This window comes from Secundilactobacillus paracollinoides (genome assembly GCF_001702155.1).
In the GTDB taxonomy this organism is placed as follows: domain Bacteria; phylum Bacillota; class Bacilli; order Lactobacillales; family Lactobacillaceae; genus Secundilactobacillus; species Secundilactobacillus paracollinoides.
Genome location: NZ_CP014912.1, coordinates 1597895 through 1611264 on the forward strand (window position 1 = coordinate 1597895; position 13370 = coordinate 1611264).

Below are 13370 nucleotides of genomic sequence, written 5' to 3' on the forward strand. Positions count from 1 at the left end.
CACGGAGTGCCAAATTGCGGAATGCAGCGGACTATCACCTAACATTCTGCCCTAACCCGCCTTGCTACACACTCTGCTATAATAAACCTAACCTAAAACCAAATCGGAAGGATGACCAAGATGGCAGATTACATTCATGAAGTACGGCAGTTGGTCGGGCACCGGCCCCTCATTCTCAACACCGCTGCTGGCGAAGTTCTTAATGATCAACAGCAGTTATTGCTGCAGGAACGCACTGATACAGGTGACTGGAGTTTTCCCGGCGGTTACATGGAGTTTGGCGAGTCGTTTGAGGACACTTGCCGGCGCGAATATTTAGAGGATGCGGGGCTTCAAGTTGAACCGGTTCGGTTGCTCAAGCTCTTTGATAAGGATTTTTACACCTATCCCAATGGTGACCAGACACAGCTGATCACCGCGCTGTACCTTGTGAAGGTCATTGGTGGTCATGAACTGGATCACGTGACAAATGAAACGCAGCAGGTGAAGTATTTTGATTTGGACAACTTACCAAAGTTATTTAATGATCAGAGTGTCAAAATGGCACAGGCCGTAATTGATGATGTGGAGGCAAACCGATGAAAATAACGCAAGCAATCGATCATCAACGCGCAATTGTCGGCAATCAAAATGGCACTCGACTCGTTGATAACACCGGAGCGCTGATTGATATGTTAAGCTTTCAGGACCTTGTGACGATTACTCAGATCATGACTGATAATCACCAGGAATGGGCGCAAACGCGACTGGGGCTGGTCCCACTAGAGGACCTTGTTTTCGTGCCGAACATCACAGTCAGCCGGCCGCTAACGGCGCAAACAATTATTGTCAGTCAACTCGGTGGCGTGCGAGGCGTTAGCACTGCCGGCGATTTTGGCAATCAGTATGCGTTCAAACAAACGGTGGCTATTCAGGCCGATGTGACAGCCACGGATGCCCGCTATTTTGAAACGACTAACGGGGATCTAATCCTTCAAGACGCCTGCCACATTGTGGGGCAACCCATGGTCGTAACGTTTCGCCCAACGACTGCCTCTTATTTGCAAGTTGTGACGCCGACGGGAGCCCAAGTATTTAATGACGCAGAACAAGTCGTCGATCGGCTGGCAGCTGGCAGTTTACGGACCATCATCGGTGAAGTCGTGGATGAATTGGGACAGTATTTTATCCAAATTGAAAACAAACAGTACGTTGCAAAAACTAACGTTGTGTTGCTTTCTGATAATTCACCGGTTGCCATTAACGATTATATGATGTTAGGCGCTGAAAATATCAATCAGTTATTCTGCGGCATGCCCAACGGCTGTGAACCAGCAGCGCTTCTCATGGGGCTCCATTGGAAAGCTGAAGCCGCGACGTTAGACTACGGTGCCTTTCTAGCTGAGATGCCGATTGCTGCGGACTACAACCCGTACCACGGGTTTGGCGGTGACCCAGCGGATGATGTTGCTGGCCGGTTTGAAGCAATTTTTCCAGAACCCTTAACGAAATGGGCAAACCGGTATGGTCGCGCCCGGAACGTAAGTGGTGCTGATACGGCCCAACTGAAGGACATGCTGACAGAAAAAAATCCCATCGTCACCTATGTGACAGTGGGATTTGAAACACCTGTTTCAGATGACTACGCTTTTGGCCGTGCCCTGAGTAACAACCATGCCGTGTTGCTGGATGGGCGTTGTGGCGAGCTGCTACACGTGTCGGATCCAATTGATGGCGCTTATTGGTTGCCGGTGGCGCGGTTTGAAAAAGCCTATAACGCGCGCCACTGGGCCGTAGAATTACTTTAAATACCGAGCTGTTGTTTGAGCCGCTCTAGTGCAGCGTCGGGTGTGACGGTCAGATAGTGGTCAATGGCATCGCGGAGACTCTGTCGCGGTTGGCCTTTCCGGTCAGTCACAGTGGTGGCGTGTGTTAACACACTGAGGATAGCTTCCTCAACGACACTGACCGTCATGCGAAAGTAGCGGTCAAACTTGTCGTCGCTGATGGCGGCCTGAGTGGTCAATTCCGTTTTCGGGTAGTGGCTGATTCGGTTTGCTGTTGAAAATGCGAGGACGATCTCGCCGCTGCCGTTACCGATAAACGCACCTGTCCGTGTAATGCCTACGCTCGCCCGTTTACTGATTCGGGTGAGCTGTCGAGAATTAAAGGGAATATCTGTCGCGATGATCGTGATGATACTCCCATTTTCTTTGGCTTTTTCGGCATCTTGTAATGCCGCGAGCTTGGCGCCCACTGGTTCATTATAAATATTGAGGTCGCGTAGAAAACCGTAGTTTGAGAGGACAAGGGCGCCCATGGTAAACGGCTTGCCGTCGATGTTGATCACGCGGGAGGCTGAGCCAATGCCACCTTTGAGGTCGTAGCAGCTCATGCCAACGCCAGCACCGACCGTACCTTCCTCAAAGCTTGTGCTGGTCGTTGCGAGTGCTTGGGTGACATCGGCTTCAGTGACAAAAATGTCGCGGATCGCATTAATGTCACCATCATTACATTCCATAATGACTGGATTAACCGTGCCAGTTGTGACGCCGATATCCGGGTTATCCGCCATCAGCGCCTTTACTAACGCAGTTTCGGCCGTTCCCACAGCAAACGTGTTTGTCAGGACAATGGGGGTTTCTAATGTGCCGAGTTCTTGGACTTGAACGAGGCCCGTACTTTTTCCAAAGCCGTTGATGACGTGAGCGGCGGCTGGCACCTTATTTTGAAAAACGTTGTCTGGCGTTGGTTTAATGACCGTGACGCCCGTGTTATGAGTCCCGTCTTGATAAGTAACCTGGCCAACGGTGACGCCAGGCACATCGGTAATGAGATTCTTTGGCCCTGGTTTTGTGGTGCTGACAGGGTCAAGAAAGGGGTGGGTAAGTCCCATGTGGATCGTCTCCAATTCTGAAAATTTTTGTGTATTGCTTCATGACAGGATACTAATATAACGAATCGTTGTAAAATAACAACACAGCGTTAGCTACTCTGCATAATCATTAGGGTCAACCTGTTTTGGCCCATATGCCTCTGCATCGTTGTCCTGGTAGTCCCACCACTCGTTTTCATATCCGTGAAAATCGGCCTTCGTCATGACGTCAAGCAGCAGCCGGTAATACCGGTCTTGTTCGTCAGTGCGCTGATAGCTGCGTTTCGCACGGTCTGAAAAGTCGTCAAAGCCGCTTTGCATCGGTAACTCATTGCCGTCGAGGTCGGTTAGTGTCAGGTCAAACGTGACCCCTTTTTCATGACTATAATTTGGATTTGGCGGCGCTACCCACATGGGGTCGGGGCATACTGAAAAGAGTTTTTCTTGCGCAATGGTGGGCCGGTAAGCATCCCAAATTTTGATTCGGTAGCCTTGAGCGCGTAGGAGTTGCGCAGCAATACCTAATTTTTTGGCGGTACCAGTACGCGCAACCGCGGTCTTGAAGTCATAAATCATTTGGCCGGTGAAGTTGTCCGTCGTGGCATATTTGAGATCAACAATAATGCTGTCATCGATGGTCTGCAGGTTGGTAAATCCCGGATCTGGCACAATATCTTTCGCAACCGTGATCCGATTATCGTTAAACATAGACTGGACTGACCTCCTTTGACAGGGTAATATGAAAAATAAATGAGAACTTAATAGGGTTATTATACCAAATTGTTTGTTGGATAACGCAGATCGACTGAAATGAGGTGCCATATGATCAAAAAGGAAGGCCATTCGCACACGGAGTTTTGCCCGCATGGCAGTGGTGATGATGTTGAATTGATGATTCAAAAAGCGATTCAATTGGGGTTCAAAGAATATTGTATTACCGAACATGCGCCACTACCCGATGCCTTTTCCAGTGAGTATGCTGGTGAAGAAACAGGCCTAACTGAGGCATCGATGACAATGAGTGACCTGCCCGCTTACTTTAAGAAATGTCACCAAATGCAGGCCAAATACGGTGCTGATCTAGCCATTAAAATCGGGTTTGAAATTGATTTCCTGGCCGGCTATGAAGATTGGCTGCGTGGCTTTTTAGCAAGCTATGGGCCACAGACAGATGAAAATATTCTCTCCGTGCACTTCATGCGTGGCACGGACGACAAGTTTTGGTGTGTAGATGATACAATGCCTGATTTTAAAAAGGGGCTCTTGCAACATCAGCCTGATGGGCAGAAACTCTACCAACAATATTTTAAGACGCTGAATCAAGCAATCATAACTGATTTGGGACCCAATGCGCCCCAAAGAATCGGGCACATCACCCTGATTAAAAAATTTCAGGACTATTTCCACTTACCTCTGACTTACACGACAGAAACACTTAAGGTTGTCGATACTTTATTAGAGAATATTCATAATCAACACAGACAGCTGGATTACAATGCTGCGGGATTGTACAAAGAATTTTGTAATGAAACTTACCCAGACTTTGAAATATTGAAACGTGCCACCAGCCTTAATATACCGCTAATTTATGGCAGTGATGCGCACAGTGTTAAAGAGGTAGGTCACGGGTACCATACGCTCATTGCGCAACAGCTAGTAGCCAATTAATTTTAAATTAGGGTTGACTTCCTGAAAAAACGGGGTATATTTGATTCATACATTAAAACTAAATGACAAAATAAAGTTGTGATTAGAACAAGTAATCAACGCATCGTGTAAAGCGAGTTTGGGATGATGGGATCCGAGCCACGGTGATTGATGAAACCACGTCTATGAACTGACCGGCTGAACTTGAGTAAGCCGGTACGCATGTTTAGCGTTATCAGGGTTGCCCCTAGCTGTTCTCGCCTTAGCGACGACTAGCAGGTGGCAACGTAAGGTTGTCTATCGTGAGGTAGCAACAAAATGAGGTGGAACCACGACTCGATCGTCCTCGTAAGCTTTAATTAGCTTACGGGGATTTTTTTAGTTTCAGGAAATGGAGTGAGACGATGAAGAACCGTAATTTACCAAGCGGCACCCGCGATGAATTTGGCGTTCGTGCTGAAATGAAAGAAGCCATCACTGCGAATTTATTCGCCATCTTTAAACGGCGCGGCTTTTCCAAACTAACCACACCGATTCTCGAATATGCGGATGTGTTCAAACCGCTGAACCTCACCAATTATCGGCCGTATCAGCTGTTGGACGAACAGGGGGAAGCATTGGTTTTACGCCCTGACCTGACACTGCCAGTCGCGCGGGTCATGAGTACCACCGGCGTTGAGTTGCCCGCAAAATGGTATTACAGCGGCGATGTGTTTCGGGTCAAAAAGCAACTTTCCGGCAGTTACAACCAACTCACGCAAGCCGGCATTGAGCTTGTGGGTTATGCGAGTCTCAAAGGTGAGTGGGAATGTTTAAAAATTGCGCTGGAAGGCGTCGCAGCAGCCGGCATTACCGACTGGACGCTGGAACTTGGCGATGCACGCTTCACGGATGCCGTCCTTGCCGCGTTGCCCATCCCCGAACCAACCAAGAACGCCTTGAAGCAAGCCTTGTTCGCTAAGGACCTTAGCCGGTATAAGCAACTTTGCAAACCACTGGCAGACACCGCATTTGAGCCGTTTCTCAACGAATGGCCGTGGCTGTTTGGATCGTTCAACGATGTTATTCAAGTCGTGGACACGTTACCAGACATTGCCGCGCTTGTACCGGTCATCAGTAATTTGAAACAAACGGCTGGCTTTATCAAAACGCAGGCGCCAGACCAGGAAGTCTTCCTCGACCTCAGCATTCCGTCCCCGCAGAGTTACTACACGGGCATGGCGTTTCAGGGGTACACCCAAAATTCCAGCGACTACCTCTTTAGCGGCGGCCGGTATGACGAACTGCTGACCAGTTTCCAACAGGTCAAAGAACCCGCGGTTGGGTTGGCGTTTGATACGGATGCATTGGTTGACCGGATGCCGGAACCAGCTTCTGCCGACCAGACCTTGATCTACTTCGATACTGACCAGTGGCAGTTAGCTGAAGCCACGCTGAATGACACACCCAACAGCACGTTGTGTTTGGCTGACAGCCGCGAAGAAGCCGGCCAGATCGCGACCAGCACCAATCGCACCCTCATTGATCTAACGGAAGGCAGGTGAGCACCATGACCATTAAAATTGCCCTAACCAAGGGCCGTGTTGAACAGCAGGTCGTGCCACTGCTTGAAGCCAGCGGCATCGACTGCAGCGGCGTTCGCAATAAGGGCCGGCGGTTGATTTTCAACGAAGACCCGAATTTCCAAATCATTTTGGTCAAGGGACCCGATGTTCTGACGTATCTCAACAACAGTTCCGTCCATATTGGGATTGTTGGCAGCGATATCCTTGCCGAACAGAATAACCCGCAATACGCGATGTTAGACATGGGGGTCGGTAAGTGCCGTTTCGTCCTTGCGTCCACCCGGGATTTCAATCCCCAGCAGGTTCGGCGCAAGATCATTGCCACGAAGTACCCGAACATCACCAAGCGGTACTTTCAAAGTATCGGCGAAGATGTTGAGATCATTAAGATCGAGGGCTCGGTGGAGTTGGCGCCGCTTATCGGTTTGGCCGACGCCATCGTCGACATCACGGAGACAGGCACAACGTTGAAGGAGAACGACCTGCACGTTTACGCCGAACTCCAACCCGTCAGCACCAAATTAGTTGTCAATCGACTGGCTGTGAAACAGTACCGGCCGGAAATTAAAACCTTCATTAACAAGTTGCAAGAAGCCCAAAAAAATTTAGGAGTGTAGCCATATGAAAATTTTGAAAAACCAAACGTTAGACCAATTACTTGAACAAGTTGACCGTCAAACTGACCAGCAGGCTAACCAACCAGAAGTTGAAGCAACGGTTGCCGGTATCATCAGTAATGTCATTCAAAATGGCGATGACGCGCTACGCGACTACAGCCGCAAATTCGACAAGGTTGAACTCACTGACCTGCGCGTGCCGCAAAGCGATATTGATGCCGCGTACGAAAATGCTGATCAGGATTTAATCGATGCGTTGAATCTCGCCAAGAACAACATTGTCAGCTACCACAAAAAGGAAATTCAAAACGGCTTCGTTGATGCAGAACAACCCGGCGTTGTTCGTGGCGAGAAAATCACACCATTAGCCGCTGTCGGGTTATACGTTCCCGGTGGGACTGCCGCTTACCCATCATCGATCTTGATGAACGTGATTCCCGCTAAACTCGCTGGGGTTTCCAAAATTGTCATGGTCACACCACCCCAAAAGAATGGTATCGGCCAAGCCGTTTTAACCGCTGCTAAAATTGCCGGCATCGACGAAGTTTACCAAGTCGGTGGTGCGCAAGCCATTGCCGCGTTAGCTTATGGGACGCAAAGCATTCCCCGCGTCGATAAAATCACTGGCCCTGGGAACATCTTCGTTGCTGTGGCCAAGAAACAAGTTTTCGGGCAAGTCGACATTGATATGATTGCCGGCCCTTCCGAAATCGGCGTCATTGCTGACGACAGCGCCAACCCCCGTGAAGTGGCGGCTGACCTGTTATCTCAAGCTGAACATGATAAGCTCGCGCGGCCAATGATGGTCACACCAAGCGAATCATTTGCTCAAGCTGTTTCCGACCAAATTGATGAACAACTCAAAACGTTGCCCCGTGAAGAAATTGCGAGTGCTTCCGTTGAAAATAAAGGGTTCATTGCCGTTACGGACACCCTGGATGAAGCCCTTACCGTCATGAACGCCATTTCTCCAGAACACTTGGAGATCGAACTTGCTGACGCCATGCAATATCTCAACCAAATTCAAAATGCCGGCTCCGTCTTCCTTGGCTTCAACGCTTCAGAACCCGTCGGCGATTACGTTGCCGGTCCAAACCACATCCTGCCAACTGGCGGTACAGCACGGTTCTTCTCTCCCCTTGGCGTTTCCGACTTCGTTAAACGCATTCAATTTGTCACCTATAGTAAGGCTGCTCTGAAAAAGGAAGAAAAGGCCATTACGACTTTGGCACGTGTTGAGGGGTTGGAAGCCCATGCTCGGGCTGTTGAATCACGGTTCGCAGATTAGCGTTTTGAAATTCGTTGCATGGCGCGATTTGGCACTCCGCAGTGGTGGCTCGCTAATGAGCTAACTCGATTTCTGCTGCGCAGCTCTCGAGTGGATCTCATTCGACTCGCATATCACTAGGTGGCCGAAGATCGCGCCCACCAAGTGATATCGACACCACAACTCCGTGCCCAATCGCTCCATTCCACTGACGTTGAACTTGTTGCATAAATTAGTTAAGCAACGCAATGGCGTTAAACCGAGTTCGAGGAGAATCCGCCCTCAACTGCTAGTAAGCCATTTGATAGCAATGCTTTATGCAATGTTTCAGATAACGATAGTGATTAATTGAAAGCTGTCACGGCAACGCCATGATGAGTTATCGTCAATGCTGAATAATACAGGTATCTTAGCGTAGTGGAGCCGTTCGGCCCTGCAGGCTGTGGTGTCGGTGGTTGTTAGCGACCGTTCTTTGGTCGGTTACAAACACGGGAGACGTAGGAGATCCTTGAATTTCTGCTAAGAAATTCAATAGCTCCGGAGCGACCCCACCTCAGCCTGCAGGGCCGAACGGCGCAACGAAGCGGCAACAAAACGCTATTTCATGACCAACAATAGGAGGGAACCCAAATGCGCCAAGCAACCATTGAACGAAACACAAAAGAGACCCAGATCAAGTTGAGCTTGAATCTGGATGACTACAGTACCATTGATATCGATACGGGCATTGGGTTCTTTAACCACATGCTCGATGCCTTCGCCCGCCACGGCCGTTTTGGCTTGGTGGTTAAGGCAAACGGTGACTTGAATGTTGATCCGCACCACACGACTGAAGATGTTGGAATCGCGCTTGGGATGGCACTCAAGGAAGCCCTTGGTGACAAAGCGGGAATCGAACGGTTTGGTTCAGCGCTGATTCCGTTGGATGAAACACTGAGTCGGGTCGTCATCGATCTGTCGGGCCGATCATACCTTGTTTTCAACGCTGAACTCACGAACCCTAAATTGGGCGATTACGACACGGAAGTTACCGAAGATTTCTTCCAGGCCTTTGCCTTCAACGCTGAGCTGAACTGCCACGCTGAAGTATTGTACGGCCGAAACACCCACCACAAGATCGAAACACTATTTAAAGCCCTTGGCCGCGCCACCCGCGCAGCCGTGACACTGAATCCTGAAATAAAAGGGGTGCCATCAACGAAAGGAGTCATCTAAATGATCGTCATCATCGACTACGATACGGGCAACACCAGAAACTTGAAGAAGGCCCTCGACTATTTACACATTGAAAACACCTTGTCAGCCGATCCGGCCGTGATTCAACAAGCGGACGGTGTGGTTCTTCCTGGGGTCGGCGCCTTTGGTAAAGCCATGGACGCGCTGCGGGAACGGCGGTTGGTGACGGTGATTCAACAAGTTGCAGCTCAGGGGACGCCAATGTTGGGCATCTGTCTGGGGATGCAATTATTGTTTGAACGCGGGTTTGAGTTTGGCGAGAACACGGGACTTGGGTTGATTCCCGGGAACGTGGTCGCCATTCCTGACAACCTTGGTGTGAAGGTGCCCCACATGGGTTGGGACCTCAATACGATGACGCAGGACGACCCAATAGCGGCTGGCTTTAATCAAGAGTCGACCTACTTTGTCCACTCGTTTTACGCCAAAACAGCACCAGAAAATATTTTAGCAACCTGTGATTATGGCGTGACACTGCCGAGCATCGTGCGGCGTGACAACGTCATCGGGATGCAATTTCACCCGGAGAAGAGCGGCCAGATTGGCCTGAATGGGCTGCGGGCATTTAAGGAGGTCATCGACAATGCAAATTATTCCAGCAATTGATTTAATTGATCAGCAAAGTGTCCGATTGTCTCAGGGAAAGTTCGATAAAACGACGTTGATCGCGAACGACCCGGTGGCGCAGGCCAAACAAATTGAAGCGGCTGGGTTGCAGCGTTTGCACCTCGTTGATCTGGACGGGGCCAAGACGGGCCGACCAGTGAACCGCAATTTAATTGAAACCATTTGCCGCGAAACGTCGCTCAAGGTAGAAGTTGGCGGCGGGATTCGAACCCTTGCACAGATCAACAGTTACCTCACCAGCGGCGTTAATCGGGTGATTCTCGGTTCTGCAGCGCTCACCGATCCCGATCTCGTGCAGCAAGCCATTGCCCAGTTTGGTAACGACCAGATCGTGGTTGGCATCGATGGCAAGGATGGCCGAGTCGCGATTTCTGGCTGGTTGGAAGAATCCGACGTGACCATGGCGACCTTGATGTCCTCGATGGTGGCCTTTGGCGTGGTGAACTTCGTTGTGACAGATATTTCAAAAGACGGCATGTTGAGCGGTCCGAATACGAAACAATTAACGGAATTGCAAACGAAATTTCCTGATGCTGAGGTGATTGCTTCAGGCGGCGTCACCACGGTGGCCGACCTCAAGACCTTGGCCGATAACGGCATCAAAGCCGCCATCGTTGGTCGCGCCATGACCACGGGCGACTTGCCATTGGACACATTAGCGGAGGTGGCTTCGGATGTTAGCTAAACGCATTATTCCCTGCCTGGACGTGGATCACGGCCGGGTGAAAAAGGGAGTCAACTTTGTGAATTTAACGGATGTTGGTGATCCTGTTGAAATTGCGGCCGCCTATGAAAAACAGGGTGCTGATGAACTCGTCTTCCTCGACATTACGGCAACGAATGAGAAACGCAAAGCCATTGTAGACACCATCGAACAGGTGGCGTCACAAGTCTTTATGCCCCTGACGGTTGGCGGCGGGATTCACACCATTGATGACATGCAACGGCTGCTCAAGGCTGGCGCCGATAAGGTTGCTGTGAACTCAGCTGCCGTGAATGACCCGAATCTGATCACTGCGGGCGCTGAAAAATTTGGCGCCCAATGTATCGTTTTAGCCATTGATACGAAGTGGGACCCGGCAACCAACCGCTACGTTGTCTACACGAACGGCGGCCGTAAAGCTACTGACCTTGACGCCATTAAATGGGCACAAGAGGGGGTCGCAAAGGGGGCTGGCGAACTACTCGTGACCAGCATGGACAAGGATGGCACCAAGTCAGGGTTCGACCTCAAACTCTATCAGGCCCTTGGCAACGCCGTTTCGGTGCCCATCATCGCTTCCGGTGGCTGCGGGCGGTTACAGCATTTTACCGATGTCTTTGAAGAAACTAACGTTGACGCCGCTCTGGCCGCTTCCGTTTTCCACTTTGGCGAACTGACCATCAGTGATGTTAAACAAGAATTACGCGCAAACGGGGTGACTGTTCGATGACGTTAAAACCTGATTTTACCAAGTCAGCCGACGGTCTTGTGCCCACCATCGTTGTGGACGATAAGACTAGCCAGGTGCTGATGATGGCCTACATGAACGAAGCCAGTTATCAACTCACGCTTAAGGATGGCCAGACCTGGTTCTGGTCCCGCAGCCGCCAGGAACTCTGGCACAAAGGGGCAACTTCTGGCAACACACAAGACGTTGTTGCCATCTCGATCGACTGCGACGAAGACACGTTACTGGTCCGCGTGAATCCAGCCGGACCAGCCTGTCACACCGGGCACACGAGCTGTTTTTACCGCGATATCACACTTAACCAACAGGAGGATTAACCATGCAAGACTTAGACGAACTGTACCAACTGATTCTGCAACGGAAGGCCAACCCTAAGGAAGGCTCCTACACCGACTACCTCTTCACCAAAGGACTAGACAAAATTTTAAAGAAGGTCGGCGAAGAATCCACCGAAGTTGTGGTGGCGGCTAAAAATGATAGCGACGACGAATTTGTTTACGAAGTGGCCGATCTTGCCTACCACGTGTTGGTTCTGATGGCTGAACGCGGCATTAGCACGGACCAAGTGAAGAAGGAACTTGCCGACCGTGAAGGATTAATGAGCAAGACGAAGGAACGACGCGATATCAAGGATCTCTAAATCTCAGAAAGGATGGGTGAACCCATGGTCAAAAAAGCCATTGCTGATTTAAAACCATACACACCAGAAGACACACTAGACGCCTTAAAACAGCGGGAGGGGCTGAGTAAGCTAGTTCGCCTGTCCGCTAATGAAAATGCCTTTGGCACGTCACCGAGGGTCGCTGAAGCACTGTCTAAGTGGGGCTTTACTGGGGCAAACCGTTACCCGGATTCCAACATGACGACCTTGCGAGAGGCAATTGCATCGCGGTTAAACGTGTCGGCGGATGCGCTGGTGTTTGGGAACGGGTTGGATGAGATTCTGGCGCTGTTGTCGCGCACGTTAGTTGAACCAGGCGATGACGTCATTGTGGCTGAGCCGACCTTTTCCGAATATGCCCTGAACGCGGTCGTTGAAGGGGCAACGATGGTTGATGTTTCTGTTGACAGTGACGGCGTGACGGATCTGGCAAGCTTCACGAACGCCATCACACCAAAAACGCGGATGATCTGGATCTGCAATCCCAACAATCCGACTGGGACGTTTGTCTCTAAGGCTGAGATCGCTGCCTTTATGAAGACGGTCCCAGCAAGTGTGACCGTCATTGTCGACGAGGCCTATATCGACTTCACGACGGTTGAGGACGATCCTTCAGCTCTCTCGTTAATGGCGCAATTTGACAACCTCGTTGTGTTGCGGACGTTTTCAAAAGCCTATGGCCTCGCAAACTTTCGGGTTGGATTCGCCATCGTGTCGCCAACCCTAGGCAACCAACTCGAACGCGTACGGTTGCCGTATAACCTCAGCACGTTTACGGAGATTGCTGCCACGGCGGCCTTTCAGGATCAGTCGTTTGTTACCAAAACCGTGACGACGGTGGCTGCTGAACGCAAGAAATGGCAACAATTTCTAACTGACCAGGGCATCGCGTTTTACCCGTCACAGGCCAATTTTATCTTCTTTAAAGTCGCGGATGCAGACGGATTAGCCGCCACTTTGCTGAAAAACGGGTATCTACTGCGTTCCGGATTGGGAGATAACTGGTTGCGCGTCACAATTGGACAGCCTGCAGATAATCAAGCTGTTCAAGAGATTATCGCGGCATTTGTAAAATAAGTGACAGCTAATTATAAAAATGGTGTTTAAGAAAAACTTATCTTTCTTGAACACCATTTTTATTTGCATAAACTTTCGGTTGCACGGTCACTCGTACATGGGGGAAACGATTTTTTTGTTTTGCCGTTAAAATGATGGGAGTCGGGGGGTGAAACCCACAGGGGCGCTTTTTAATAGGTGACATAACGGCATGTCTCTTAGTCTATTGACACTTATTTTACTAAAAATAAGCAACACTGGGTTGCACGTTTATTGACTGGCGGTTCATAGTCATTCATTCTCGAAGACCATAAAAAATAATGTAAGCGAATAAGCCAATTTTAATCATTGCAATATGAATGTGCCTATTATATAGTGAGAATCTGCAA

15 protein-coding genes and 1 other annotated feature are annotated in these 13370 nt (G+C 49.9%); of the genes, 13 read left to right on the forward strand and 2 right to left on the reverse strand.

Features of this window, described 5'->3' with window-relative positions:
* The first annotated feature begins 120 nt into the window (after positions 1-120).
* Positions 121-582, forward strand: a complete 462-nt coding sequence (locus tag AYR61_RS06700; RefSeq protein ID WP_054712092.1) for an NUDIX hydrolase — start codon at positions 121-123, stop codon at positions 580-582.
* On the forward strand, positions 579-1787 hold the full coding sequence (locus tag AYR61_RS15510; protein WP_225356524.1) for a C39 family peptidase: 1209 nt from the start codon (positions 579-581) through the stop codon (positions 1785-1787). The genes AYR61_RS06700 and AYR61_RS15510 overlap by 4 nt, the downstream gene beginning before the upstream one ends.
* Here AYR61_RS15510 and AYR61_RS06710 read toward each other — a convergent pair.
* Positions 1784-2875: a DmpA family aminopeptidase gene (locus AYR61_RS06710; RefSeq protein ID WP_065902250.1), complete on the reverse strand. Its 1092-nt coding sequence runs from the start codon at positions 2873-2875 to the stop codon at positions 1784-1786. The genes AYR61_RS15510 and AYR61_RS06710 overlap by 4 nt on opposite strands.
* A gap of 93 nt (positions 2876-2968) precedes the next feature.
* Complete coding sequence (locus tag AYR61_RS06715; RefSeq protein WP_065902251.1) at positions 2969-3562, reverse strand: M15 family metallopeptidase; 594 nt, start codon at positions 3560-3562, stop codon at positions 2969-2971.
* 114 nt (positions 3563-3676) lie between these two features.
* Here AYR61_RS06715 and hisJ point away from each other — a divergent pair, with 114 nt between their 5' ends.
* The 11 genes from hisJ (at position 3677) to hisC (ending at position 13002) form a co-directional block, all read left to right on the forward strand.
* Positions 3677-4522 carry a histidinol-phosphatase HisJ gene (hisJ, locus tag AYR61_RS06720; RefSeq protein WP_225356525.1) on the forward strand — a complete coding sequence of 282 codons (846 nt, stop codon included), beginning with the start codon at positions 3677-3679 and terminating at the stop codon, positions 4520-4522.
* 69 nt (positions 4523-4591) lie between these two features.
* Positions 4592-4852: a binding site (T-box leader), on the forward strand.
* 53 nt (positions 4853-4905) lie between these two features.
* On the forward strand, positions 4906-6045 hold the full coding sequence (locus AYR61_RS06725) for an ATP phosphoribosyltransferase regulatory subunit (protein WP_054712100.1): 1140 nt from the start codon (positions 4906-4908) through the stop codon (positions 6043-6045).
* A gap of 5 nt (positions 6046-6050) precedes the next feature.
* Positions 6051-6683, forward strand: a complete 633-nt coding sequence (gene hisG / locus AYR61_RS06730; protein ID WP_065902253.1) for an ATP phosphoribosyltransferase — start codon at positions 6051-6053, stop codon at positions 6681-6683.
* 4 nt (positions 6684-6687) lie between these two features.
* The gene (gene hisD, locus AYR61_RS06735) at positions 6688-7971 is read left to right on the forward strand and encodes a histidinol dehydrogenase (RefSeq protein ID WP_065902255.1); all 1284 of its coding nucleotides are present in this window, start codon (positions 6688-6690) and stop codon (positions 7969-7971) included.
* A 609-nt stretch (positions 7972-8580) separates the two neighbouring features.
* A complete protein-coding gene (gene hisB / locus AYR61_RS06740; RefSeq protein ID WP_056987243.1) occupies positions 8581-9165 on the forward strand; it encodes an imidazoleglycerol-phosphate dehydratase HisB in 585 nt (194 codons plus the stop codon).
* The gene (gene hisH / locus AYR61_RS06745) at positions 9166-9792 is read left to right on the forward strand and encodes an imidazole glycerol phosphate synthase subunit HisH (RefSeq protein ID WP_054712499.1); all 627 of its coding nucleotides are present in this window, start codon (positions 9166-9168) and stop codon (positions 9790-9792) included.
* Entirely contained in the window at positions 9770-10498 is a 729-nt protein-coding gene (gene hisA, locus AYR61_RS06750) for a 1-(5-phosphoribosyl)-5-[(5-phosphoribosylamino)methylideneamino]imidazole-4-carboxamide isomerase (protein WP_065902257.1), read from the forward strand. The genes hisH and hisA overlap by 23 nt, the downstream gene beginning before the upstream one ends.
* Positions 10488-11246 carry an imidazole glycerol phosphate synthase subunit HisF gene (gene hisF, locus AYR61_RS06755; RefSeq protein ID WP_054712493.1) on the forward strand — a complete coding sequence of 253 codons (759 nt, stop codon included), beginning with the start codon at positions 10488-10490 and terminating at the stop codon, positions 11244-11246. Before hisA ends, hisF begins: the two co-directional genes overlap by 11 nt.
* Entirely contained in the window at positions 11243-11581 is a 339-nt protein-coding gene (gene hisI, locus AYR61_RS06760) for a phosphoribosyl-AMP cyclohydrolase (protein ID WP_054712482.1), read from the forward strand. Before hisF ends, hisI begins: the two co-directional genes overlap by 4 nt.
* A 2-nt stretch (positions 11582-11583) precedes the next feature.
* Entirely contained in the window at positions 11584-11904 is a 321-nt protein-coding gene (gene hisE, locus AYR61_RS06765) for a phosphoribosyl-ATP diphosphatase (protein WP_054712479.1), read from the forward strand.
* A gap of 24 nt (positions 11905-11928) precedes the next feature.
* Entirely contained in the window at positions 11929-13002 is a 1074-nt protein-coding gene (gene hisC, locus AYR61_RS06770) for a histidinol-phosphate transaminase (RefSeq protein ID WP_056987244.1), read from the forward strand.
* Positions 13003-13370 lie beyond the last annotated feature (368 nt).

What these genes read in the sequence shown, in the direction of transcription:
- AYR61_RS06700 (WP_054712092.1), top strand. Translation starts at nt 121, where the DNA reads ATGGCAGATTACATTCATGAAGTACGGCAGTTGGTCGGGCACCGGCCC.
- AYR61_RS15510 (WP_225356524.1), top strand. Translation starts at nt 579, where the DNA reads ATGAAAATAACGCAAGCAATCGATCATCAACGCGCAATTGTCGGCAAT.
- AYR61_RS06710 (WP_065902250.1), bottom strand. Translation starts at nt 2,875, where the DNA reads ATGGGACTTACCCACCCCTTTCTTGACCCTGTCAGCACCACAAAACCA.
- AYR61_RS06715 (WP_065902251.1), bottom strand. Translation starts at nt 3,562, where the DNA reads ATGTTTAACGATAATCGGATCACGGTTGCGAAAGATATTGTGCCAGAT.
- hisJ (WP_225356525.1), top strand. Translation starts at nt 3,677, where the DNA reads ATGATCAAAAAGGAAGGCCATTCGCACACGGAGTTTTGCCCGCATGGC.
- AYR61_RS06725 (WP_054712100.1), top strand. Translation starts at nt 4,906, where the DNA reads ATGAAGAACCGTAATTTACCAAGCGGCACCCGCGATGAATTTGGCGTT.
- hisG (WP_065902253.1), top strand. Translation starts at nt 6,051, where the DNA reads ATGACCATTAAAATTGCCCTAACCAAGGGCCGTGTTGAACAGCAGGTC.
- hisD (WP_065902255.1), top strand. Translation starts at nt 6,688, where the DNA reads ATGAAAATTTTGAAAAACCAAACGTTAGACCAATTACTTGAACAAGTT.
- hisB (WP_056987243.1), top strand. Translation starts at nt 8,581, where the DNA reads ATGCGCCAAGCAACCATTGAACGAAACACAAAAGAGACCCAGATCAAG.
- hisH (WP_054712499.1), top strand. Translation starts at nt 9,166, where the DNA reads ATGATCGTCATCATCGACTACGATACGGGCAACACCAGAAACTTGAAG.
- hisA (WP_065902257.1), top strand. Translation starts at nt 9,770, where the DNA reads ATGCAAATTATTCCAGCAATTGATTTAATTGATCAGCAAAGTGTCCGA.
- hisF (WP_054712493.1), top strand. Translation starts at nt 10,488, where the DNA reads ATGTTAGCTAAACGCATTATTCCCTGCCTGGACGTGGATCACGGCCGG.
- hisI (WP_054712482.1), top strand. Translation starts at nt 11,243, where the DNA reads ATGACGTTAAAACCTGATTTTACCAAGTCAGCCGACGGTCTTGTGCCC.
- hisE (WP_054712479.1), top strand. Translation starts at nt 11,584, where the DNA reads ATGCAAGACTTAGACGAACTGTACCAACTGATTCTGCAACGGAAGGCC.
- hisC (WP_056987244.1), top strand. Translation starts at nt 11,929, where the DNA reads ATGGTCAAAAAAGCCATTGCTGATTTAAAACCATACACACCAGAAGAC.